25 protein-coding genes are annotated in these 23193 nt (G+C 54.4%); 16 read left to right on the forward strand and 9 right to left on the reverse strand.

What is annotated here, in order from left to right; translation table 11 throughout:
- Positions 1-10 precede the first annotated feature (10 nt).
- The 8 genes from NSQ51_RS03110 to NSQ51_RS03145 all read left to right on the forward strand — a co-directional run bounded on the left by NSQ51_RS03110 (position 11) and on the right by NSQ51_RS03145 (position 7737).
- On the forward strand, positions 11-1465 hold the full coding sequence (locus NSQ51_RS03110) for an ABC transporter ATP-binding protein (protein ID WP_033013863.1): 1455 nt from the start codon (positions 11-13) through the stop codon (positions 1463-1465).
- Positions 1462-2244 carry an energy-coupling factor transporter transmembrane component T gene (locus NSQ51_RS03115; protein WP_033013862.1) on the forward strand — a complete coding sequence of 261 codons (783 nt, stop codon included), beginning with the start codon at positions 1462-1464 and terminating at the stop codon, positions 2242-2244. Before NSQ51_RS03110 ends, NSQ51_RS03115 begins: the two co-directional genes overlap by 4 nt.
- Before the next feature lie 20 nt (positions 2245-2264).
- A complete protein-coding gene (tenI, locus tag NSQ51_RS03120) occupies positions 2265-2888 on the forward strand; it encodes a thiazole tautomerase TenI (protein WP_033013861.1) in 624 nt (207 codons plus the stop codon).
- Positions 2872-4008 (forward strand): glycine oxidase ThiO, encoded by a 1137-nt coding sequence (gene thiO / locus NSQ51_RS03125; protein ID WP_033013860.1) that lies wholly within the window; start codon positions 2872-2874, stop codon positions 4006-4008. The genes tenI and thiO overlap by 17 nt, the downstream gene beginning before the upstream one ends.
- Entirely contained in the window at positions 4005-4208 is a 204-nt protein-coding gene (thiS, locus tag NSQ51_RS03130) for a sulfur carrier protein ThiS (protein WP_033011052.1), read from the forward strand. Before thiO ends, thiS begins: the two co-directional genes overlap by 4 nt.
- A gap of 1 nt (position 4209) precedes the next feature.
- Positions 4210-4977 (forward strand): thiazole synthase, encoded by a 768-nt coding sequence (locus NSQ51_RS03135; RefSeq protein WP_033013859.1) that lies wholly within the window; start codon positions 4210-4212, stop codon positions 4975-4977.
- Positions 4974-5999, forward strand: coding sequence for a thiazole biosynthesis adenylyltransferase ThiF (locus tag NSQ51_RS03140; RefSeq protein WP_033013858.1), 1026 nt, complete (start codon positions 4974-4976; stop codon positions 5997-5999). The genes NSQ51_RS03135 and NSQ51_RS03140 overlap by 4 nt, the downstream gene beginning before the upstream one ends.
- Positions 6000-6462: 463 nt before the next feature.
- Complete coding sequence (locus tag NSQ51_RS03145) at positions 6463-7737, forward strand: hemolysin family protein (protein WP_049624768.1); 1275 nt, start codon at positions 6463-6465, stop codon at positions 7735-7737.
- Positions 7738-7824: 87 nt separating this feature from the next.
- Here NSQ51_RS03145 and NSQ51_RS03150 read toward each other — a convergent pair whose 3' ends face one another.
- Positions 7825-8037, reverse strand: coding sequence for an alpha/beta-type small acid-soluble spore protein (locus NSQ51_RS03150; protein WP_011230133.1), 213 nt, complete (start codon positions 8035-8037; stop codon positions 7825-7827).
- 289 nt (positions 8038-8326) lie between these two features.
- Here NSQ51_RS03150 and NSQ51_RS03155 point away from each other — a divergent pair, with 289 nt between their 5' ends.
- On the forward strand, positions 8327-8569 hold the full coding sequence (locus NSQ51_RS03155) for a hypothetical protein (protein WP_121649965.1): 243 nt from the start codon (positions 8327-8329) through the stop codon (positions 8567-8569).
- 55 nt (positions 8570-8624) lie between these two features.
- Here the strand turns inward: NSQ51_RS03155 and ugpC are convergent, their stop codons facing one another.
- The 3 genes from ugpC to NSQ51_RS03170 form a co-directional block, all read right to left on the reverse strand.
- Complete coding sequence (ugpC, locus tag NSQ51_RS03160; protein WP_033013855.1) at positions 8625-9737, reverse strand: sn-glycerol-3-phosphate ABC transporter ATP-binding protein UgpC; 1113 nt, start codon at positions 9735-9737, stop codon at positions 8625-8627.
- A 131-nt stretch (positions 9738-9868) separates the two neighbouring features.
- Complete coding sequence (locus tag NSQ51_RS03165) at positions 9869-10759, reverse strand: helix-turn-helix domain-containing protein (protein ID WP_033011061.1); 891 nt, start codon at positions 10757-10759, stop codon at positions 9869-9871.
- An 82-nt stretch (positions 10760-10841) separates the two neighbouring features.
- Positions 10842-11030 (reverse strand): hypothetical protein, encoded by a 189-nt coding sequence (locus tag NSQ51_RS03170; RefSeq protein WP_033011064.1) that lies wholly within the window; start codon positions 11028-11030, stop codon positions 10842-10844.
- 193 nt (positions 11031-11223) lie between these two features.
- Between NSQ51_RS03170 and NSQ51_RS03175 the strand changes: the two genes are divergently transcribed.
- Positions 11224-11625: a hypothetical protein gene (locus NSQ51_RS03175; protein WP_033013854.1), complete on the forward strand. Its 402-nt coding sequence runs from the start codon at positions 11224-11226 to the stop codon at positions 11623-11625.
- Here the strand turns inward: NSQ51_RS03175 and NSQ51_RS03180 are convergent.
- From NSQ51_RS03180 to NSQ51_RS03195, 4 genes are read right to left on the reverse strand one after another with little or no spacing between them, the layout of a single operon-like run.
- On the reverse strand, positions 11585-12748 hold the full coding sequence (locus NSQ51_RS03180) for a YheC/YheD family protein (protein WP_033013853.1): 1164 nt from the start codon (positions 12746-12748) through the stop codon (positions 11585-11587). The genes NSQ51_RS03175 and NSQ51_RS03180 overlap by 41 nt on opposite strands.
- Positions 12745-14094 (reverse strand): YheC/YheD family protein, encoded by a 1350-nt coding sequence (locus NSQ51_RS03185; RefSeq protein WP_033013852.1) that lies wholly within the window; start codon positions 14092-14094, stop codon positions 12745-12747. The genes NSQ51_RS03180 and NSQ51_RS03185 overlap by 4 nt, the downstream gene beginning before the upstream one ends.
- Positions 14091-15158 (reverse strand): YheC/YheD family protein, encoded by a 1068-nt coding sequence (locus tag NSQ51_RS03190; RefSeq protein ID WP_033013851.1) that lies wholly within the window; start codon positions 15156-15158, stop codon positions 14091-14093. Before NSQ51_RS03190 ends, NSQ51_RS03185 begins: the two co-directional genes overlap by 4 nt.
- A gap of 6 nt (positions 15159-15164) precedes the next feature.
- Positions 15165-16241, reverse strand: a complete 1077-nt coding sequence (locus NSQ51_RS03195; RefSeq protein ID WP_033013850.1) for a YheC/YheD family protein — start codon at positions 16239-16241, stop codon at positions 15165-15167.
- Between the two features lie 125 nt (positions 16242-16366).
- Here NSQ51_RS03195 and NSQ51_RS03200 point away from each other — a divergent pair, with 125 nt between their 5' ends.
- The 4 genes from NSQ51_RS03200 (at position 16367) to NSQ51_RS03215 (ending at position 20654) form a co-directional block, all read left to right on the forward strand.
- A complete protein-coding gene (locus NSQ51_RS03200; protein WP_033013849.1) occupies positions 16367-17500 on the forward strand; it encodes a DUF445 family protein in 1134 nt (377 codons plus the stop codon).
- Positions 17501-17573: 73 nt separating this feature from the next.
- Complete coding sequence (locus tag NSQ51_RS03205) at positions 17574-17933, forward strand: YlbF family regulator (protein ID WP_033013848.1); 360 nt, start codon at positions 17574-17576, stop codon at positions 17931-17933.
- 133 nt (positions 17934-18066) lie between these two features.
- Positions 18067-18930: a Cof-type HAD-IIB family hydrolase gene (locus NSQ51_RS03210; protein ID WP_049624764.1), complete on the forward strand. Its 864-nt coding sequence runs from the start codon at positions 18067-18069 to the stop codon at positions 18928-18930.
- Between the two features lie 218 nt (positions 18931-19148).
- Positions 19149-20654 (forward strand): coproporphyrinogen III oxidase, encoded by a 1506-nt coding sequence (locus tag NSQ51_RS03215; RefSeq protein WP_049624772.1) that lies wholly within the window; start codon positions 19149-19151, stop codon positions 20652-20654.
- Between the two features lie 37 nt (positions 20655-20691).
- Here NSQ51_RS03215 and NSQ51_RS03220 read toward each other — a convergent pair whose 3' ends face one another.
- Complete coding sequence (locus NSQ51_RS03220) at positions 20692-20877, reverse strand: YhzD family protein (RefSeq protein WP_015374028.1); 186 nt, start codon at positions 20875-20877, stop codon at positions 20692-20694.
- A gap of 149 nt (positions 20878-21026) precedes the next feature.
- Between NSQ51_RS03220 and NSQ51_RS03225 the strand changes: the two genes are divergently transcribed.
- On the forward strand, positions 21027-21926 hold the full coding sequence (locus tag NSQ51_RS03225; RefSeq protein ID WP_033011573.1) for an ABC transporter ATP-binding protein: 900 nt from the start codon (positions 21027-21029) through the stop codon (positions 21924-21926).
- Positions 21919-23148 carry an ABC transporter permease gene (locus NSQ51_RS03230; RefSeq protein ID WP_049624763.1) on the forward strand — a complete coding sequence of 410 codons (1230 nt, stop codon included), beginning with the start codon at positions 21919-21921 and terminating at the stop codon, positions 23146-23148. Before NSQ51_RS03225 ends, NSQ51_RS03230 begins: the two co-directional genes overlap by 8 nt.
- The last annotated feature ends 45 nt before the right edge of the window (positions 23149-23193 follow it).

Below are 23193 nucleotides of genomic sequence, written 5' to 3' on the forward strand. Positions count from 1 at the left end.
GGAATGACCGATGAAGCAAGCCATTGTCATCGAACAGCTGCGCCTGAAGTTTCCAGGGCATAGCGACTTATTGTTCCGCGATTTGTCGCTGTCCGTTGCTGCCGGGGAGAAAGTGCTTCTCCTCGGCCCGTCTGGATGCGGCAAGTCGACGCTTTTGCAAGTGATGGCCGGCATCATTCCCCACTCGATCGACGTGCCGATGAAAGCCGGGCGCCTTGAGCGGCCGGAACGATGGGGATATGTGTTTCAAGATCCGGATACGCAGTTTTGCATGCCGTATGCCGATGAGGAAATCGCGTTTGCCCTCGAAAATCGAAGTGTGCCGCGCCGCGAGATGCCCGCCCGCATCCGCTTGCTGTTGGACCAAGTCGGGTTGGCGATCGAACCGCACACCGACATTCATACGCTTTCCGGCGGGATGAAGCAGCGGTTGGCGCTCGCTTCTGTTCTTGCGCTTGAGCCGGATGTTTTGTTTTTGGATGAGCCGACGGCTTTGCTCGATGAGGAAGGGACGAAAGCCGTATGGCAGGCGGTGCGGGATGTGAGCCGGGACAAAACGGTCGTCATCGTCGAGCATAAAATCAACCATGTTCTTGACTTCGTCGACCGGATTGTGTTGCTTGGCAGCGACGGGTGCATCATCGCCGATGGAGGAGCGAGGGAAGTATTTTCCCGATATAAGGACGTCATGACGGCGGAAGGCATTTGGCACCCGGACGTTTGGGAGGAATGCGGACCGATCGTGCGCCGGGAGGAAAGGCAGGAAGGCGAGGAGCTGATCCGCCTTCACCGTTTCCGCGGCTTTCGCGGCCGGGAGGTGAAAATCAGCGTACCGGAGGCGGTTGTGCGGGCGGGAGAATGGATCGCCGTCACCGGCCGAAACGGCGCGGGCAAAAGCACGCTTTTGCATGGGTTGATGCAACTGATTCGCACCGAAGGCGAATATACATTGTTCGGGGAGGATATCGAGCTCCGGCAGCCGCTTTACCGCCATATCGCGTTCGTGTTTCAAAATCCCGAATTTCAATTTGTCACCCATACTGTGCGCGATGAACTGGCGTATTCGCTGCGGCTTGAGGGGCGATCTGAAGAGGAAATCAATGAGACGGTCACCCGCCTGCTCAGCGCGTTTGGCCTTGACGGAAAGGAAGAAGTGCATCCGTACCAGCTGTCAGTCGGGCAAAAACGGCGGTTGAGCGTGGCTGCTTCGATCGTCGCCGGTCAACGCCTCTTTTTGCTTGATGAGCCGACATTTGGACAGGATGCGAAAAACACGTTTGCGTTGTTGGCGATGTTGGAGTCATACCGAAGGCAAGGGGCGGCGATCATCATGGTCACCCACGACGAACAAATTGTCCGTCGTTTTGCGACGAGACGATGGGTGGTGGAAGACGGAGCGCTTGTTCGCGATGAGCGCCTCGCTGCTGTGGAGACTGTATTGGCTGAAGGAGGAACATGGCGATGAACTGGGACATTCAGCGCCGTGAGACATGGCTTTATGAAGCGAACCCGAGTTTGAAGCTCATTGTGCTCGTCATGCTCTTTTTTGCGGTGTTGTTCATTCATAACCCGAACGTGCTCATCAATTTGTCGCTCGCCCTGTTCGTTTTGTTTTGCTTCGGCACCGGGTATCCAGCAAAGCTGCTTGTTTGGCTGTTTTTGCCGTTTTTCCTGATCTTTGTTTCCACTGCTTCATCGATGATGATGTTTGGCGAAGGGACGACAACGTGGTTTCGCTGGGGGCTCATCCACGTAACAGCGGAAAGCTTTTGGCGCGGCATGCATCTCGGATTTCGCGCCTTGTCGCTCGGGCTGTTAGGCTTGATTTTTTCCTTGACGACTCGGCCGGTGCAGCTGTTTTATTCGCTCATGCAGCAATTGAAGCTGAAACCGAAGTATGCGTACAGTTTTTTGGCGGCGGTCCGCCTGCTGCCGATCATGATTGAGGAGTTTCAAACGGTCCGGTATGCGCTGAGAGTGCGCGGCGTGCCAAACCGCGGCGGCCTTGGCAAAGTGAAGCGTTATGCCATCCCGCTTTTGGCACAAAGCATCCGCCGCGCCCAGCGCATCGCCGTGGCGATGGAGGCGAAACAATTTTCCAACAGCGGCCAGCGTACGTTTTATTATGAAATCAAGTTTGGCAAATGCGATATTTGGTTTGTCGTCTTGACCGTTGCGTTGTTGGTTGCCGCTTATTATGCGGGCGTCCATTACCCGTATATTTCAGTCCATGATGTAAGGTAGGCAGAAAGAAAGGGATTGTGATGGGGGCTCTTCACTTCATTTCCACCGGGCGGCAAACAGCCGACGAATTCGCGGCCATTTGTGCGCGTATCCATCCGTATGCGGATGCCATTCACATTCGCGAGAAAGAAAAAACGGCGCGCGAAGTGGCCGAGTTTGTCACCGCGCTGCTTTACACCGGGGTGCCGCCGCAAAAAATCATCGTCAATGACCGTGTTGACGTCGCGGCCGTCTACGGTGTCGGCGGGGTGCAGATCGCGTCTCACAGCTTGCCGGTGCGTGCCGTCCGCCGTTCGTTTCCGGACTTGACAGTCGGCTGTTCCGTGCACAGCCTGACGGAGGCGAAGCAGGCGGAAGAGGACGGCGCTCACTTTTGCCTGTACGGCCATATGTTTCCGACTGCCAGCAAGCCTGGATTGCCGCCGCGCAGCATCGATTCGTTGCGGGAGATGGCCGCGTCCGTCTGCATCCCGGTTATTGCGATCGGCGGCATTCATGCCGGCAACGCCTGCCGGGTGATGGAGGCCGGTGCCGCGGGAGTGGCGGTGTTATCGGCTGTCTTTTTAGCGCCTGATCCGGTTGTGGAAGCAAGACGTTTGGCGCAAATCGTGAAAGGGGAGAGGAAAAATGGGGGCACATTATGATGTCGTCGTTGTCGGCGGTGGGGTGATCGGGGCGGCGACAGCTTTTGAGCTCGCCAAACGGCGGCACCGCGTGGCGATTTTCGAAAAAGGAACAATGACCGGCGAAGCGTCAAGCGCGGCGGCCGGTATGCTGGGGGCGCAATCGGAGTTCGCCGCGCCGAGTCCGCTCATCCCGCTCGCCCTGCAAAGCCGGGCGCTCGTGCCGGCGCTCGCTGCGGAATTGCGGGAGAGAACCGGTATTGACATCGGACTTGTCGAAAAAGGAATGCTCAAAGTTGCGACGAATGCGGAAGAAGCGGAGGAGTTGCACCACCATTATACATTTTGGAAGGAAATGGGTGAGACAGTTCACTGGCTGGCGACAGAAGAAGCGCTTAAGCTGGAGCCGCGTCTTGCGGGCGAGGCGCTGGCCGGCGCCATGTACATTCCCGGAGACGGGCAAGTGAGCGCCCCGGATTTGGCTGCCGCTCTTGTTTCAGCCGCTGTCTCCGCCGGTGCGCATTTGTATGAGCATACGGAAGTGTTTGACATTCGTTCGGATGTTGGCGGGCATACCGTGGAAACAGCGAGCGGAACTTTCGCTGCTGCCGCTGTCGTGATCGCCTCGGGCGCCTGGGCGGCGCGTCTGGGGGCCGCGCTCGAGCTGCCGCTTTTTGTATTCCCGGTCAAGGGGGAATGCATCATGGTGCGTACGCCAACCCCGCTCGTGCAAATGACGGTGTTTGCGAAAAATGGCTGTTACATCGTGCCGAAGCGCGGCAACCGGCTGCTGATCGGTGCGACGTCCACGCCGGGGACGTACGACCGGCGCGTGTCAATCGCGGGGGTGATGAGCCTGCTTCGCCGTGCCGCCCGTGTGCTTCCAGATGTCGAACAGGCAGAATGGGTGAAGGCATGGAGCGGTATCCGACCGCAAACGAAAGACGGTTTGCCCTATATCGGCGAGCATCCAAAGCGGCGCGGGATATTTGTCGCTGCCGGCCATTACCGGAACGGCATTTTGCTTAGCCCGCTCACCGGCCGGCTGCTTGCCGACCTAGTAGAGCGGAAAGAGCCGGCGTTTGACTTGTCACCGTTTTCATTAACGCGTCACGCGGAAGAAAAGGTGGGGGTTGAATGAATTTAGTCATTAATGGCGAGAACGTTGCCGTGCCGGACGAAGTGAAAACGGTCAGCGATTTGCTCGCCCATTTTCGACTTGATCAAAAGCTGGCCATTGTCGAAGTCAATGTTCGCATTATTCAAAAGCATGAATACGCGGTGACGGCGTTGGCGGACGGCGACCGCGTCGAAATTGTTCATTTTGTAGGAGGCGGTTGAAATGCTGAAAATTGGTCCGTATGAATTCTCTTCGCGGTTGTTGCTCGGGACGGGCAAATATCCGAGCCTTGAGGTGCAAAAAGAAGCGGTGGAAGCATCCGGCGCAGAAATTTTGACCTTTGCCGTCCGGCGAATGAACATTTTTGCGCCGGAGCAGCCGAATTTTTTAGAGCAGCTTGATTTAAGCCGATATAAGCTTCTGCCCAATACCGCCGGGGCAAAAACGGCTGAGGAAGCGGTCCGCATCGCCCGACTGGCCAAAGCATCGGGGCTATGTGATATGATTAAGGTAGAAGTGATCGGCTGCGACAAAACGCTTCTTCCCGACCCGGTTGAGACGTTAAAAGCAGCGGAAATGCTGCTGGAAGAAGGGTTTATCGTCTTGCCGTACACGTCTGATGACGTCGTGCTCGCCAAGCGCTTGCAAGAGCTTGGCTGCCATGCCGTCATGCCGGGGGCATCGCCGATCGGGTCCGGGCAAGGCATCCTTAACCCGCTCAATTTGAGCTTTATCATCGAGCAAGCGACCGTGCCGGTGATCGTCGATGCCGGCATCGGCGGGCCGGCCGATGCGGCGCTGGCGATGGAGCTTGGCGCGGATGGGGTGCTGTTGAATACGGCCGTGTCCGGCGCAGCTGATCCCGTAAAAATGGCAAAAGCGATGAAGCTGGCGGTGGAAGCGGGACGGCTCGGTTATGAAGCCGGGCGCATCCCGAAAAAACGATACGCGTCAGCAAGCAGCCCAACGGAAGGAATGAGTGTTGTTTGAATGAACGGTATTCCCGGCAACAACTATTTGCGCCGATTGGCGAGGAAGGGCAAAAGAAAATACGGGAAAAGCACGTCGTCTTAATCGGCGCCGGAGCGCTCGGCACAGGAAACGCCGAAGCGCTCGTGCGCGCCGGCATTGGCAAACTGACGATCATTGACCGCGATTATGTCGAATGGAGCAACTTGCAGCGCCAACAGCTTTACAGCGAAGTGGATGCGAAAGAGCGGCTGCCGAAGGCGATCGCGGCCAAGCGGCGGCTCGAGCGAATCAACAGCGAGGTCAAGATCGACGCGATAGTCGGTGAGGCTGACGCCGAACAGTTGGAATCATTGGCTGTCGAACAGCGGCCCGACCTATTGATCGATGCGACGGACAACTTCGATGCGCGCATGATCATCAATGATGTTGCCTACAAATATGGCATTCCGTGGATTTACGGCGCCTGCGTCGGCAGCTATGGATTAAGTTACGCGTTTATTCCCGGACGTACCCCATGTTTATATTGCTTGCTTGAAACGGTGCCGCAAGGGGGATTGACATGCGACACGGCCGGCATTATCAGTCCGGCAGTGCAGATGGTCGTCAGTTACCAAGTGGCTGAGGCGTTGAAAGTTTTAGTCGAGGACTGGGCCGCGCTGCGCGGCAAGCTCGTTTCGTTTGATCTTTGGACGAATGAATACGCAGCGATTCGCATTGACGCGGTCAAAAGAGACGACTGTCCGACGTGCGGACATCGTCCATCTTATCCGTTTCTTTCTTATGAACATCAGACGAAGACCGCTGTGCTGTGCGGGCGCGACTCGGTGCAAATTCGCCCGTCTTCCCGGCGCCAGTACGATGTAAACGAATTGGCATCTCTTTTTCGCCGCCAAGGGCTCCGGGCCGAAGCGAATCCGTATCTCGTCTCCGTATCGCTCGGCGCCAAGCGGCTTGTCGTATTCGCCGACGGGCGCGCGCTTGTGCACGGCACAAAGGATGTGAACGAGGCGAAAACGATTTATTACCGTTATTTAGGATGAAAACGGGGACCTCTTTTTTTGAGTCCCTGTTTTTTTCAGTCACAAAACTGTCAAAAAGCCGTCTTGTTTTCCCTGTTTTTCCCGCTATCCATATAGTACGATGAAGGTAAGAAGGCAAAGGGAGGGGAGATGGATGGATGAGTGGTCCGTCACGTTGAACATCGCCTCGTTGGTAGTGCTTGTCTACTTTATTGGCTCCTGCTGGATCGAATCGTAAAACGCGCCGGCGCACCTCGGCGCGTTTTTTGAGGTGGATTTATGGTAATATATGGAAAGTAATTCCTCCCGCTATAGTCAGCTGGCGAAAAATTTGTTATATTTAAGGTAAGGAACGGAAACAGCTGCCGATAGCCGCGCAGCCTCATTCCGCCCGATGCCGAAAGTTTTGCTTCAGCAGGCATGTTTTGGGAAAGGAATGGATATGAATAACATAGTCATGGTCCGATAGGAGTGTGAAGATTCGTTGGAAGAGTGGCCGTTAAGGTTGTTCGGTTGGTTTTTCCTTTTCTTGCTCGCGAACGCATTGTTTGCATCGGCTGAGGCGGCGTTTTCATCCGCCAGCAAAGCCCGGTTAAAACACTACGCGGAAGAGCATTCAAACAACAAGCGGCTTCAAGCAGTGGTCGGGCATCTTGACCGTGCATTGTTAGCGCTTGCTATGGCCAGCCGTCTAACAGGCATCATCGCGGTGGCGCTATTTATCGAGATCGCTGCTTCTCTGCTTGGGGAGCAGACCGGTTTATTTGTCGCCATTGCGGTCATGACCGTTTTGTCTGTCGTCTTCGGTGAAATTTTGCCAAAATCGATGGCGAAAGAGTACGCGGAGCCGCTCGCCATCCGGTATGCCGGCCTGGCCTATGGGCTGATGAAGCTCATGGTGCCGATTACGGCATTGTTTCAAGCCCTGAAAGAGCGTATGACCCGGCGATTCGCCAACGGGGCTGCCGTGCCGGCCGTCACGGAGGAAGATATTAAGGTGATGGTCGAGCTGAGCGAAGAAGAAGGGGTTATCGACAACAAGGAAAAAGAGCTGATTCAACGTTCGCTCGATTTTGATGAAATTTTAGTCGGAGAAATTTTTACGCCGCGCGCCGATATGGTGGCGGTCGAGGTCAACCAGCCGATTGAAGAGATTCGCGATGTATTTTTGGAGGAAAAATATTCCCGAATCCCGGTCTATGAAGGGGATATTGACAACGTAATCGGCATTTTGTCGGAAAGTGACTTTTTCAGCGAACTTGTCCAAAAGCGTGACGTGTGCGTCCGCGAGCTGTTGCGCCAGCCGCTGTTTGTCGTCGAATCGATGAAAGTGTCCGATTTGCTGCCGGAGCTGCAAAAAAGCAAAGTGCATATGGCGATCGTTGTTGACGAGTTCGGCGGCACGGCCGGCTTGATTACGCTTGAGGATATTCTTGAGCAAATCGTCGGCGAAATATGGGATGAGCATGATGAAGCGGTAAAAACCGTGCGTCAAATCGATGAACATAGTTTTGAATTCAGCGCTGAACTGCCGCTTGACGAATTTTGCGAAGTGATGAACATCGACGTGCCGGAAAGTGAATCGCATACGTTGGGTGGCTGGATTTTTGAAATGTTTGAGCGCATTCCGGCGGTCGGCGAAACGTTGCAATACGGCCCGCTGACGTTGACCGTCCGCCAAGTCGACAACCGTCGCATCCGCAAAGTGCTTGTTTCCTTGAGCCAGCAACCGCTCGCCGAGCAGGCGGGGGGCGTCTAGGCGCTTTCGGACCGCATGAATATAGAAGAGCCCCAGGCTGACTGCCTGGGGCTTTTGCCATCTATTATGAAGTTGTCTGTCAACCGGTTATTGAATGTTGCCGAATTGGCCGCCGAGTTGTTGTTGAGCCATCGCTACAAGGCGTTTGGTAATTTCCCCGCCGACCGAACCGTTTGCGCGCGAAGTCGTGTCAGCGCCAAGGTTTACACCAAATTCTTGGGCGATTTCGTACTTCATTTGGTCGATCGCTTGTTGGGCACCAGCGACGAGCAGTTGGTTATTGTTGTTGTTGCGTGCCATAGTTGATCATCTCCCCTTAGAAATTTTGATGGCTGGGTTGGCTGGATTTGCACCAGCGCTGCACGCGAAGAAGCGTGCTGCCAAGCTTGGCTGAACCCAACGGCCCACCTGCTTTTGCGTTCGCCAGCGGAAGTGTTTTGGCATGCGTCCTGTTTCGCTGGCGGTACTCATAGTTTGGAACGTTTTTTGCCCGTTATTCACTGCGATAATATGGTAATTTTTTACGTTTTATCGACGCCGTCATTAGGAAATATGTAAAAGTAAGAGGCATCTTAGAGGAGGAAGCAGCATGAATGTGTGTCCACTTTGCAACGGGCTGCGCCGGGTGACAGTGTATTGCAGCTATTGCTGGCAGCCGATGGAAGACCAAGGGAAAGTGACGGATTATTTCGATGACTACAGTCCGTACATGGATGCGGATGTGATGAAGCTTGCTGACGGTTACCCGCACACATATCGAAACCATGAATGCGTCCATCTGTTCTATTGCCCGCACTGCCGGGAGGAGGAGGTGCGGTTCATTAAAGAATAGGCTCTAGCGATGCGCTAGAGCCGAATAAGTCTATATACAAACAATGGGGGGGAGCTTACTTCTCATCCGCCGCCCGGATGCGCCGCTCCGTCTCGACGTCGAAGAAATGCGCTTTGTTCAAGTCAAACGCAAGGTCGATGCGGTGGCCCGGCTTGATTTCCGTGCGGGCGTCAATGCGGGCGACAAACTCCTGGCCGCCGATGTTTGAATAAATCATCGATTCGGCGCCAAGCAGCTCAGCGACTTCAACATGCGCGGTAATTTTTGTCATTGGCGATGCCTCCAAGAAGAGCGGCTCATCATGAATGTCTTCCGGACGGATGCCCAAAATGACTTCCTTGCCGACGTACCCTTGGCTGCGCAGCACTTTCATTTTCCCTTCTGGCACGCCGAATGTCGTCTGGCCGACGACAAACTTGCCGTCTTGCAGCGTTCCTCTAATAAAGTTCATCGCTGGCGAGCCGATAAAGCCGCCGACGAAGATGTTTTCCGGTTTCTCATACACTTCGCGCGGCGTTCCGACTTGCTGGATGACGCCGTCTTTCATGACGACGAGGCGGGTGGCCATCGTCATCGCTTCCGTTTGGTCATGGGTGACGTAAATCGTTGTCGTTTCAAGACGCTGATGGAGTTTGGCGATTTCCGAGCGCATTTGCACGCGTAATTTGGCGTCCAAGTTTGAAAGCGGTTCGTCCATTAAAAACACTTTCGCATCGCGGACGATGGCGCGTCCCAATGCTACGCGCTGCCGCTGTCCGCCGGAGAGCGCCTTCGGTTTGCGGTCCAAATATTGCTCAAGGCCGAGAATGCGAGCTGCTTCACGGACGCGTTTCTCGATTTCCGCTTTCGGGAACTTGCGCAGTTTTAAGCCGAACGCCATGTTATCATAGACGCTCATATGCGGATAAAGGGCGTAGTTTTGGAATACCATGGCAATATCGCGGTCTTTGGGCGGTACATCGTTCACTCGTTTTCCATCGATGTAGAGATCGCCTTTAGAAATTTCCTCCAGGCCTGCAATCATCCGCAATGTTGTCGACTTGCCGCAGCCGGACGGACCGACAAAGACGATGAATTCCTTATCTTGAATATGTAAGTTAAAATCTTTTACAGCCGTGACATTGTTATCGTAAATCTTATACACATGATCCAACACGAGTTCCGCCATCACGAATCCCCCTTTATTGAAATCGTTTTCTCACACTCATATTATATAGATGAATGTGAATATTCGTGAATAGACAAGGTGCACAAAAAAAGTCGCCCGTTTTCGGCAACATGACGGGGAAGCGTCCGCTGCTACGCACGGCGTTGGTGCAAAATAGCCAAATAGGCAGCCGCGGCGCCTTTAAACCGCTTGATGTCAATGCCGGTTTGCTCGGCCCATTTGTCGATCCGATATTGCAAGCTATTGCGGTGCATATATAGTTTTTTCGCCGCCATGGAGACGTTTAAATTGCACTCTAAAAATGTTTCCATGGCGCGCACTTCCTCTTCGCCCAGCCCATCGAGAAACGATAAAATTTGCCCTGTCTTGCCGTCGTCTGCTGCGCTTTCAAGGAGTGGAAGCGGAATGACGTCCTCCCATTCGTACACCGTCTGTTTCGGCCAAAAGCGCCGGGCGGCGGCAAAACATTGCTGCTCGAGAAGGAACGACTCGTACAGCTCCCCGTTCACCGGGCGAACGGGGCCGATCAGCAAATGCATCGTCGCATAAAAATCGGCGGCGAGCGCATCCGCCATTTCGGCCAGCAAGAGCGGCTCGGCCGTCCGTTTTTGTTTGGCCTCAATCAGCAGCCCGCGCTTGTCTTCATTCCAAACGATCAGCACCCGCGAGGCAAATAGGTTGTGGATTGTTTCGGCAAATTCCTGTTTGTTGGCGATCGGGCGATTGACGAGAAAATGAATGAACCGGCAGTATGGGGCAGAGAGCATCGCAGGAGCGTCGGGGCGGCCGGTGGCCATCCATTGTTTCCACGCCCGTTCTTCTTCGCTTTCCGGCTCCCGCCGGCGGTTGGCTGGGGTCAATAACAGCGCCAACAGCTGCCGCTCTCGTTCCGTCAACCGCTCTTTGGCGATGCCCACCTCATCGCCCCCGGCGGTGTAAAACCATTCGTACGCCTCGGGATCGGCCGGTTGACCGTTGATGATAATGTCCCCTTTATAAAGTGATTCGAGCTCTTTTAACATCACGGCGCCCCCTTTTCTACCTTTTTTCATTCATTATAACAGAAAGGCCGATTTTCCTGGTGGACAGGAAAATCGGCTCCGTTTACTCGCCGGCGTCGTATGGCGGTTCTTCTTTGACCAGGTCGCGCGCTTCTTCGATGTTGACCTCATCACCGCGGCCGTGCACGACGCCGCCAGCCATCCCTTCATTAATCATGCGGTCAATATCCATGTAATATTCATCGCGCCCCTCATATAAGGCGTCTTGGCGCCCCGCTTCGTTCCGCTCCATGGTTTCGCTCCTTCCTCATCGTTTTTTCCTAGTTTGTCCGAAACAGGCATAGACTATCCGCTTCGCTCATATGGATGAAAGAGGACTGGCAAGAAGGAGGGTGTAAGGGATTTTGTCGAAAAATATTTTTTGGACATCCCTGAGGAGCCGAAAAGCCTTGATAAATCAACATTTCTAGAGGGAGGGAAATAGGGTGGTTGCTGTGATCAAACAATTGCTGGAAACGACCGCTGCGGCTGAAGAAAAAGCTCGTCAGTTGGCAGCGCTTGAAGAAGACGGGCAAACATGGGAAACGTATTTCGCCGAGGTTCAGCGACAACGTCAACTTTGGCAGTATGTTCACCATTTGATGACCGGTGCAGGCTGGGGTGAGAGAAAGAAACAGCAAGAAGCGGCCAGCACTGGCCGCTTCGAGTTGCTGCAAGCGCTGACCGCCGATGAGTGGAAAAAAGCGAAGCTGTGCCGACAAGTAAGTCAGCGTTTAAGCGGAGCCGTCCGGCAGGCGGCAGACGGTGTGCTGCAGCAGGCACTTCGTTATAGCAAAGAATTTTTTGCTATGGCGCAAGATGAGCTAGTTCGGCAAACAGTCGATTGAGCCGCTGAAGCCGACGTGCTTCAATATCCGGCTCGTCAAAAGCCATCGGTTTGGCGTTTATTTCATAAATGTAAAGCTCCTGCTGTTTTCCGACGCCGATGTCGGCAGAAAATTCGCCGACAAGGCCGAACTGCTCGTTGAGGCGTTCGCCGCTCCAGGCGATGAGGCGCTCGAGCGCCTGTTCATCAATGCGGCTTTGAATTTCCGAATACGGAAGGATCGTTCCGCCGTGAAATACATGGGTTGTCAACGACCGAGGGCCGGCGAGGCGGACGCCGACGCCGGTGATCGTATGGCGATGGCGCTGCCAGTGGGCGAGCACGCGCAAATCGTAACGGCGCCCGTTCCATGTGTCCGTACAGGCGGCTGCTTGAACAATATAACGATGGGATTGGACAAGCGGCTCTAGCTCGTCGAGCGACCTTACCCGTTTTTGGCCGCGGGGGGATTCGCATATGGCTCCCGCCCCAGGCGAGGCGGTGAGACGGAGCAATCCGCTCCCCCTTGCCCCGTCGTCTCGTTTCAAGTAAATACAGCCGTATTGATGGAGCCAAGAGTGAATATCAGCCAACGAACGGACCGGCGCCGTTGGCAGCAGGTGAGGCCAAAGACGGCGGTCCGTCTGCAGCGCGCGGCAAACGTCCGATTTGCGGAAAAAAGAGCGGTTGACGAGCGGGATGCCATGGGAGGCAAGCCGGGCGGCTGCTGTTTGAAACGGCTCACTTTGTTCTTCTTCCCGGCTTTTGACTCGGTTGTAGACGACGTCCGGCAACGGAGTGGACGATTCGACAAACCGTTCGAGCGCCGGGGCGAATACATAACCGGAGACCATATTCTCGCCAATGCCGGCCGCGGTGCTGACGATGGCGATGCCGCCATCAGCATGAAGCGAGCGGATGACGGTCTCCACCCATGGTTTCCTTCCGCCAAGCAAAGCCGAAATGGATGATTCGCTCACCAATATGCCGACAAGCGGCCCGACCCGCCCGTTTTGCTCGTTGACCGCAAAGGTAAGATCGGGGAGGGAGGCGGCGGCAAGCTCGCCGCGGCCGAACCGATAGAAGCCGTCCGGCCGCCTGCTCACCCATTCATTGGCGTCGCGCCGGTAACCGATCGTGATCATAGTCCAAACGCCTCTGGATCGATGATGGCCGTTTTGCTTAGATGGACCGCATAGGCAAGCGGCAGCAGCGCCGTCCGCTCATCAGCCTCCTTGAGGCCCGGGTGTTTAAAGATGGAGCGCCCCGGTTTGGAATTGGCTTCAAACATCCAAATGTTTCCCTGCTCATCTACCCCAAAATCAAAACCGATTTCGCCAATTAACGTGTCTGATGTTTCATCGAGGCAACGGCTAAGTGTCAAGGCGGCGTCGCGGAGGCGGGCGAGCACCGTTTCGCGCTTGGCGGTGTTTGGAAAAATTTCTTCCAATGTTTTGACCATGCCGCCGCTGTTCATATGGGTCGTAATGCTTCGCCGCCCGGCTATTTTGGCGGCGACGGCGCTTACTTGCCATTGGCCGTTTTCATTTTTGTTCGTATGGACGCGGAAATCTGTCGGCCGTCCGTTGATGGTGATGAGCGGGACGGCTTGCTGAATGACGTAACGATGAAGCGGGGCGTGGGTGAGCAAATGATGCCATAGCGCCATGGCGGTCGGAAACAGCGTTGTTTTCGTTTCGCCGTGTTCGTCACGAAAGCGGCATTCGTATGCATCCTTTTTTTTCACCAAATGGTAAATGCCGCGCCCGAGGCTGCCATCAGCCGGTTTCACATACGCTCCCGTATATCGGTTGAGAAACTGTTCGATCGTCTGCCGCGTGACATAGGCGGAGGTTTCCGGCAAATATGGACGTGCGTCGCGATGGACGGCAAGCCGGCGGTACACCTCCCATTTATTGAAAAAGCGTCCGTTGAACACTGGAATGCCATAGGCGGTCTGCAGCGTTTTCGTCACGGTTTGGAACATGTCGTCATTTTCAATGCGCCGGTTCGGCAGGCGGTTGTAAATCACCGTCGGCAACGGAACCGTATGCCGTTCCCAACCGCGTTCCGTGTAAAAATAGCCGTTGACCGTTCCATGCTCCCAGTCGATATGAGGAAGGCCAAACAAGAAGGCGAACCCGCCGACTTGTTTTTCTTGCGCTAACAGTTTGGCGAAGAAAAAACTGCGCCCTCCGACCGGACGATGGGGCGACTTGGTAAATCCAGCAGTGAAAACGCCGACGAGCGGTCCGATATGGACGGCTTCGTCAGTCAAAAACACGTGCACCTTAGCGGCAAACGGGATCAACAGACGCTGGGCGACATCGCCGGCGACGATGATGCTGTCGGACGGTCCGGAAGATGAGATGATCGTGCATGGAGCGAGGAAGCTGCCAAAGGCAACGGCTGTTCGTCCGTCCGCTTTCAGTGAGGAGGGAAGGATAACTGTATTGGACTCGTTGTCATCAATGACCAATGGATAGATCATCGGTTGGCCACCTCGCTCGCCAAAAACCGGCAATACTGAAGCGGCGCTTCGTAAATATCGTTTTGCTGCTCTGGCGGAAGAAGGCTGATGATTTTCCTTCCCGGCTTGGAATTGACGTCCAAAATCCAAACCGCTCCGTTGTCAGCAACGCCGAGATCCAGACCGATTTCAAACAGCGGACCGAGTTCATTGTCCATATAAGCCGGCAACGTACGGATGATCGTGTCAATGCCATCCAGCACTAAGATGCGTTTCGAAGAAGGAAGGTGGTCGAACCAGTCAGCGAACGGGCTCATGTCTGCACCAGCACGGAGATTGGCCACCCACGTTCCAGGGCGTCCGATGCGCACAGCCCGCACCCGTTCAACCCAGCGTCCGGTTTCATCTTTTTGCAGCAAAAAACGAAGGTCGAACGGTTCTCTTGCCTCGGTGGAGAGGGAGAGAAGCGGTTGAAGCGCATAGCCGTCCCGGCGCTGCAAGGAAGCGACGAATTGTTCAAGTTCGTTTCGGCGGGTGATCACGGCCCGCTCTTGGCCGCACCCGTCTTGAACGGACAATGTCTTCCCTTTCTTCTGGATAATATAAATGCCGCGTCCGCCAGAGCCGTGCACCGGTTTGGCGACGATGGCTTGTTCATGGCGAAGGAGATCAAGCACGTGATCGGCGCGCTCAAGACGGACGGTCGGCGGCACATATGCCGACAACAGCGGATGGGCGGAAAGCGTCTCATAGACGCTCCACTTGCCGGGCAGGCCATAGCCTAAAAACGTGACATCCGGGCGTTGCTTCAGCCAATGCATAATCGGTTTCGCTTTTTTGGAACGGTCGTCGTGGCCGTAAAAGCAACGGTCGTACAAAAACGGCGGAATGGGAAAGACGGCATCGGTCCATTCTCCACTTTTGTCATCAAAGACGACACCGCGGACATTTTCCGTTCGCGGGTCGATCGCTAGCGGCGAAAAACGGTATATGGAAATGCCATACTGATTGGCGCGGCGGGCTACTTCGGTGCAGTACGCGCTTTCCTGTTGCTCATCAAGGGTGACAAAACCGAGTGAAATCAATGTCGTTCACTCCTTTTCTTCCATCAATGTCAGGCAATAATCAATCACGGCTTTCGCGGATGGGCGCACCGTTTGTTGAGAAAACGTCATTTCCGCCTGTTTGGACGGTTTTGTATTCACTTCGATGATCCATGGCCGTCCATGGACGTCAATGGCCAGATCGACGCCAAACTCTCCATACAGTCCTTCCGCTTCCGAGGCGAGAACGGCGGCGGATTCCAGTGCGATTTCTTTCAGAAGCTGTTTCTGCTGGAACACGTCCGCTCTCGTATACCACTTCCGCAAGACATCATTGACTGCCATCAGTACTCCGCCGCGGGCAAGGTTCGCGACAAACTGCTCGGGAGGGGCCGCGCGGGCGACCGCTGACGTGACGCGCCAATCGTTGTGGCGGATGCGATGGCAAAGAAGGCGAAAATCGACAGGGCGGCCGTCAATCGTTTGAAGTTCAAGGCCTTGCTGGATGATCATCGGCGTCCGGATTTGTGGCTGCAAGGCAGAAACGGCCGCGGCAACCGAGCGGTATAGCGCCGATGACGAAGAGGTGGAACGGCGGAGACAAATTCCTTCATCGGTGCATTCAATGCGGAAAATCCCCCGCCCTTGGCTTCCGTGCACAGGCTTGAGAAAGACGGACGGGAAGGCGGCGAGAAACGCCTCGAGTGAGTCTTGGCCGTCCCACAGCGCCGTTTTCGGCAAGTACGGATGCAAGTACTCATGCCGCTCCAAATAACGGTGCACCTCCCATTTATGCAAAAAGCGGCGGTTGAACATCGCCCCGTCTTCCTCGTCAAGCCGGGCGAGCAGCTGCTGAAAGGCAGGCGCATATTCAGACTTGCGGGAGTGAAGGCGGTTGTAGACGACGTTCGCCCGCGGCACGCCCCCCTTGATCCATTCGCTGCCGGTTAACCGATATCCGGTGTGCTGCAAATAGAGTGACGGCGATGTGACATAAACAAAAAGGTTGTGCGTTTCTCCATATTTTACTAGTTCCTCACAAAAAAGGTGGATGGAGCCAAAAGAGGCCCGTTCCCGGTCTTCCTTTATTTCAGTCAATACGGCAACGGTTCGTTGGTTGCTCATCGCAGTCCCTCATTTGCGCATTTGTCAGGCAAGTTCTATAATGAACAATTAGGCAAACGTTTATATCGTATCGTATGATGAGAGCCGCTGTTTGGTGACAGCGGCGCGGATGAAAGGGGAAGGCGATGGGGACGTTCATTTATTTGTCGTTTATGGTGGCGGTTGGAGCGCTTATCGGCGGGGTGACGAATTTGATCGCCATTGTCATGTTGTTCCGCCCGCACGAGCCGATGTACTTGTTTGGGAAACGGCTGCCGTTTACGCCCGGCTTGATTCCAAAACGGAGGCGGGAACTGGCGGAACAGCTTGGGAAAACGGTTGTCGAGCATTTGGTGACGCCGGAAGGGCTCCGGCGCAAGCTCAACGATTCAGCCTTCATGGCGGGGGTGGTCGAGGAAGGACGGAAGTGGCTGAAACGGTGGCTGGCGCGCCGGGAGACGCCGGCGCAGTTGCTTGAGCGCCTCGGCATTCGTTCTCCGGATGAGCGTCTTGAGGCGTTGGCGGCCGGACAAGCCGCGCAGGCGTATGAGCGATGGAGCCAAACGTGGCGCACGCGGCCGATTTGCGATATACTGCCGCTTGAGTTGAAAGAAACGATGGAAGCGCGCATCGAGCAGCTGGCCGGTTACTTGGCCGACCGGGCGCTCGAGTATTTCAGCAGCGCGGAAGGAAAACAACAGCTTTCCGGCATGATCCAACGCTTTTTTCAAGAGCGGGGAATGGTCGGGGGCGTGCTGCAAATGCTGCTTGGCAATGTCAATTTAGTGGATAAAGTGCAGCCGGAAATCGGCAAATTTTTGCGCCATGCCGGCACAAGGGCGGCGATCGCCCGCCTCCTTTGGACAGAATGGAACAAATGGATCGACTATCCGCTGGCAACGGTGGAGGAGATGGTCGGACGAAGACGCATGAGCGAGGCGGTGCAGGCCGCAGCCCGCGGCCTCGTCCGGGGAAGCGGCTGGCTGCACCGCCCGCTCGCCGATCTTCTTGCGCCATATGAACAGGACGTACTCGACCGGTTCGTTCCGCAGGCGGTTGCCGCTGCTGTCCGCCTGCTCGGCGATCAGATGGAGTCGGTTGTGGCGCAGCTTGGATTGGCAGATGTCGTTCGTGATCAAGTCGAATCGTTTTCGCTCCGAAGGCTGGAGGCGATCATTTTGGCCATCGCCCGACGCGAGCTGAAGATGATCACCTATTTAGGCGCTGTGCTTGGCGCAATAATCGGCGCCGTCCAGGGCATGATCGGCCTATGGTTGTAGCAGCGAGTCATATGACCGCCGACTGGCGCATACGCTAGAACGTAAACGATATTGAAGTGGGAGGCTTCTTCTTATGTCCGAATCTCTTCGTGCGCTCGCAAGACAGCTTGAACAGGCGATCTGGGCGAGCGAGCCGTTTCAGCAGCTGAAACAGGCGTACGATCATGTCCGACACGACGACACCGCCTATCGGCTATTTGCTAACTTCCGTGACATTCAGCTTCGGCTACACGAAAAACAAATGCGTGGAGCCGCTATTTTGCCGGATGAAATTGAACAGGCGCAAAAGGCGATGGCGCTTGCCCAGCAAAATGAGAAACTGGCCCGTCTGATGGCGCTCGAGCAGCAAATGAGCATGACGATCGCGGAAGTGCAACAAATCGCCATGAAGCCGCTTGAAGAGCTGCATCGTTCATTTATGGAAGGAAGGTAGGAAAAACACCCGGTCGGGTGTTCTTTTTTTGCCCGTTTCGTCATAGTCATAAAAATGATAAGGAATGCAAAGCCGCCCCCAGCTTGCTGGCGGCGGCAAGAGAGGTTGAGACGGACAAAAGGGGGAGACAGCCGTGTATAAGCTGTTGGCACTCAACATTGACGGAACGATTTTAAAAAACAACGGCCGCCTGCCGCGCGAAACAAAAGAGGCGGTCGACTATGTGAAGAAAAAAGGAGTTTATGTTACGTTAATCACGAGCCGCAATTTGCTTTCCGCCCGCAAAGTGGCGAAAGCGCTGCGGCTTGATGGGATGCTCATTGCATTCCAAGGAGCGATGATTGCCAGAACGCTTGATGATAGGCTGTTTGACGCCGTGATCCCTGAGGAGCGGACGTTTAATATCGTGCAAATTTTGGAAAATTTCAACTGCAACATCCGCCTCATGCATGAGCGGTATTCGCTCGGCAATCGGAAGAAAGTGAAGAAAAACCTTGTCGTGCAAACGGTTCTCTCCTCAAGCGACCCGTTTTTCTATCCGACTCAATTTGTCGATTCACTTGGCGATGTGCTGATCGACGAACCGATCGCTGTGCCGAAAATTGATGTATATTTTGCTACAGACGAACAGAGGGATGCAGCGGCCGCTTTATTGACGAAATCGATTCCGTCCATTGATATGATTATGCAGCCAAACGGAAAAATGGAAATTGTCCCGCAAGGAGTGTCTAAACTAGCGGGGTTGCGCCGGCTGGCTCAACATATCGGCGTGTCGTTGAAAGAAACGGTTGTCATTGGCGACGGCCTTGACGATTTGCCGGCGATTGAAGCGGCTGGGCTCGGCGTCGCCATGGGGAACGCGCCGCTTGAGGTGAAGCGGGCGGCCGACTGGGTGACGCGTTCGAACGAACAGCTCGGCGTCGCCTACATGGTGAAAGAACATTTCCGCAAGCAGCAGCGAATCGAGTTTTTGCAAAAACTCAAAACGAAACAGTAAGAGGCTTGAGCGGGGAGCGAACCGTGAGCGGACAACTGGCGCTTGCCGTTTTCACGAAAATCATAAAAATGAGGCCGGAGCGAATGTCCGGCTTTTTTTTTTAATCTAGTTGGCCGGGAGAGAGTCATTTCCATAAAGTCGGCGGCAAAGGTGCATTCTTCCGCTTGACGAAGGAAACAGCCGTTCAGTACACTGAAAGAAGTTTGAAAGAAAAGGTGATGAACGTGCGGATCGAAATTCAAGGACTGCCGCATCCGGAACGGTTTCAGCGCCCGCTTGAGGTGATGACCGAGCTGTTCTTCGAAGCGCCGGAGCTGTTGCTCGTGCCGCTTCCCGAGGCCGATATGGCCGTTATGTTTTCCGTCAAGAAAGACGGGGGCATCGCTGTTTCGGGGACGCTGCTTGACAAGACGTCGGGGCGCGTGGAGGAAGTAAGTCATGAATGCAGCACGCCGGCGGATGCTGACGGGAAAACGTACGAAAAACAGCTGAAAAACGCCGTTTTGCATGTCTATTTGACGTTGCTTGAGCGTTCTACCGGCCTCATTCAGCCGTGGGGCGTGCTGACCGGCGTCCGCCCGGTCAAGCTGCTTCATCAGCTTTTGCGCTCAGGCCTTTCGAAAGAAGAGGCGCATCGGAAGCTGGCCGAGGAGTACTTGGTGACTAAGGAGAAAATCGAACTAATGCAGGCGATCGTGGATCGCCAGCTCACGGTCGTGCCGGATTTATACGATTTGGCTCATGAAGTGAGCATTTATATCGGTATTCCGTTTTGCCCGACGAAATGCGCGTATTGCACATTTCCAGCGTACGCCATCAACGGCCGCCAAGGGTCGGTCGACGCCTTTTTGGCCGGCCTTCATTACGAAATGGAAGCAGTCGGCCGCTTTTTGCGCGAGCGCGGCATTCGCATTACGACGATCTACTACGGCGGCGGGACGCCGACGAGCATTACGGCCGACGAGATGGACCGGTTATACGCTCATATGTATGACGTATTTCCAGACGTCGACCGCGTCCGCGAAATCACGGTCGAAGCCGGGCGTCCGGATACGATTACGCCGGAGAAGCTCGAAGTGTTGAAAAAGTGGCGGATCGACCGCATCAGCATTAACCCGCAATCCTACATTCAGGAGACGTTAAAAGCGATCGGGCGCCATCATACGGTCGAAGAGACGATCAACAAGTTTCATTTAGCAAGGCAAATGGGTATGAACAACATTAATATGGATTTAATCATCGGACTGCCCGGCGAGGGTCTGGCGGAATTTACGCATACGCTCGCCGAGACGGAGCGGCTCATGCCGGAATCGCTCACCATCCACACGCTGTCATTTAAACGGGCGTCGGAAATGACGAAAAACAAACAAAAGTACAAAGTCGCCAGCCGCGAGGAAGTGCAGGCGATGATGAAGGCGGCCCAGGAGTGGACAAAGGAGCACGGTTATGTCCCATATTACTTGTACCGACAAAAAAACATTCTCGGCAACTTGGAAAACGTCGGCTACGCCTTGCCGGGGCACGAGAGCCTATACAACATTATGATCATGGAAGAACAGCAGTCGATCATCGGCCTTGGCTGCGGGGCGTCAAGCAAATTCGTCGATCCGAAAACGCGGAACATCACCCGCCAGGCGAATCCAAAAGAGCCGAAAGTGTACAACGAACATTTCGCCGAATATACGGAAGAGAAAATCAATATATTAAAGGGAATATTTGGATAAATAACAACACCCCGGGAACAACCCCGGGGTATTTTGATTAGCGGTGAAATAAAATGAGCTTGCCGCTGGCATTGACGCAACGGTGTGTTTTGTCCCAACAGCCGCGCTCACGCAATTTTTGCTCGCCGATTTTTTTCGCTTCTTCATCATTGGCGGCTTCAAACGTTTCATCAAGCAATTTTTCCCCGTCGCGCTCAAACGCGGTCAACGTATACGTCGGCATGTCACCATCTCCTTTCTCTGAATCATCATTCATTTCTCTTTCGTTTAGAGGTTGGATCGGCAAATTCCTGCTTTTATCTGAAACTTTTTTTTAGATGGCACGTTTTAATAGTGTGAGTGGAAAATTTGTTTTGTGTTGGGGGAATGTGGATGAGTTTGGAGATCATTGAGGTGACGAAACGGTTTGGCCAGACGACGGCCGTCGACCATTTGACGTTGACGGTTCCAGAAGGGGAGATGTTCGGGCTGCTTGGGGCGAATGGAGCGGGAAAAACGACGACCTTTCGCATGATTTTAGGCCTTCTGCTCCCGACGGAAGGGGTGATCCGTTGGCAAGGCGAACCGATTGATGACTCGAAAAGCCATCTGATCGGCTATTTGCCGGAAGAGCGCGGGTTGTACCCGAAGCTGAACGTGCAAGAGCAGCTTCTGTATTTAGGGCGGTTGCGCGGAATGAAAAAGACGGATCTTCTTCCGGAAATCGACCGCTGGCTTGAGCGCTTCCATATCCGCGATTACGCCAACAAGCGGGTGGAGGAGCTGTCGAAAGGCAACCAGCAAAAAATCCAGTTTATCGCTGCTGTGCTTCATCGACCGAAGCTATTAATCTTGGATGAGCCATTCAGCGGCCTTGATCCGGTGAACGTGGAACTGTTGAAAGAAGCGGTGCTTGATTTAAAACGGAACGGCACAACCATCGTCTTCTCAAGCCATCGGATGGAGCATGTCGAAGAGCTGTGCGAACATGTCTGCATTTTGCGCCGCGGCCGCGCGGTGGTGGCGGGAGCGCTGCGTGAACTGAAACGTTCGTTTGGCAAGCAAATTCTTATCATTCAAGGAGACGGACCGTTTGAACAATTGGCGCGGTTTCCTGGTGTTTTGCAGTGGAAGCGGACGGCGGAAGGGGTGCGGCTGCAAATCGCCAATGAGGAGACGGCGCAAGCGATACTCGGTCATATAGCAGGAAAATTCGCGGTTCGTCTGTTTGCCTTGGAGGAACCGTCTCTGAATGATATCTTTATTGAAAAAGTAGGTGCGGCGTATGAATAAGTTTTTCCTTGTGGCGGTACATACGTATCAGACGAAGCTGAAGGCGAAAGCATTTTTGGTGACCACTGCCATCACTTGCCTGTTGATCATCGGGGTGGCCAACATTCAGCCGATCATTGAGTTTTTCACCGGTGATGAAAAGCCTCATGTCGCGGTCATTGACCGCACGGGATCTTTGTACGGTCCGCTTGCGAAGCAGGCAAACCATAATCAAATCGCGTTGACGAAAATTACGGATATGGAAAACGAAGCGAAAGAAGCGGTCAAAGAAGGCAAATGGGACGGATTGCTCGTCTTGTCGATGGATGCGAAAGGATTGCCGGCAGCGGTGTATTATGCCAATACGATTGTGGACAATCAGACGCCTGAGGAGTTGGAACGAGCGCTAAGCCAGCTGAAAACAGCACTTTCAGCCGCTAAGCTCGGCCTGACGGATGAACAAATGGCAGAGCTTTCCAAACCGGTTCCGTTCCAAAAGGTGGCATTGGAAAAAAACGCGAAGACGGAAGAGGAGTTGAACCAAGCGCGCTCTCTCGTTTATGTCCTTCTGTTCGCGATGTATATGTTTGTTTTGATGTATGGAGGAATGATTGCGACGGAGGTGGCGACGGAAAAATCGTCGCGCGTGATGGAAATTTTAGTGTCAAGCGTCCCGCCGGTCCAACAGCTGTTTGGCAAAATCATCGGCGTTGCTCTTGTGAGCTTGACGCAATTTTTCGTTTTTTTCGCCGTCGCTTTCGCCGCGTTAAAAACGAGCGGACAGGAAGTGTGGCGTTTCCTCGGATTGGATCACCTGCCGGCCTCGATCTTTGTGTATGCACTCGTTTTTTTCTTGCTCGGTTACCTCTTGTACGCGGTGCTGTTTGCCGTGCTCGGTTCGCTCGTCAGCCGGGTCGAAGATGTACAGCCGGCGATTACGCCGGTCATGATGTTGGTTGTCGCTGCCTTTATGATCGCGATGTTTGGCTTGAATGCGCCAGAGTCGGCGTTCGTGACCGGCGCCTCGTTTGTTCCCTTTTTCGCTCCGATGCTCATGTTTTTGCGCATCGGCCTCGTTTCCGTGCCGGGGTGGGAAGTGGCGCTTTGCCTTGTGCTTTTAGCGGCGACGATTGCCTTGCTGATCTATTTTGGCGCCAAAGTGTACCGAGGCGGCGTGCTGATGTATGGACGAATGAACATTTTCAAGGATATAAAACAGGCCATCCAGCTGACAAAAAAATAAACAGTGGACGGGCCGTTTGGGCTAATGTTCCCTTGCCGTTTCGGC

It is taken from the genome of Geobacillus sp. FSL K6-0789 (assembly GCF_038593135.1).
GTDB classification, from domain to species: domain Bacteria; phylum Bacillota; class Bacilli; order Bacillales; family Anoxybacillaceae; genus Geobacillus; species Geobacillus stearothermophilus.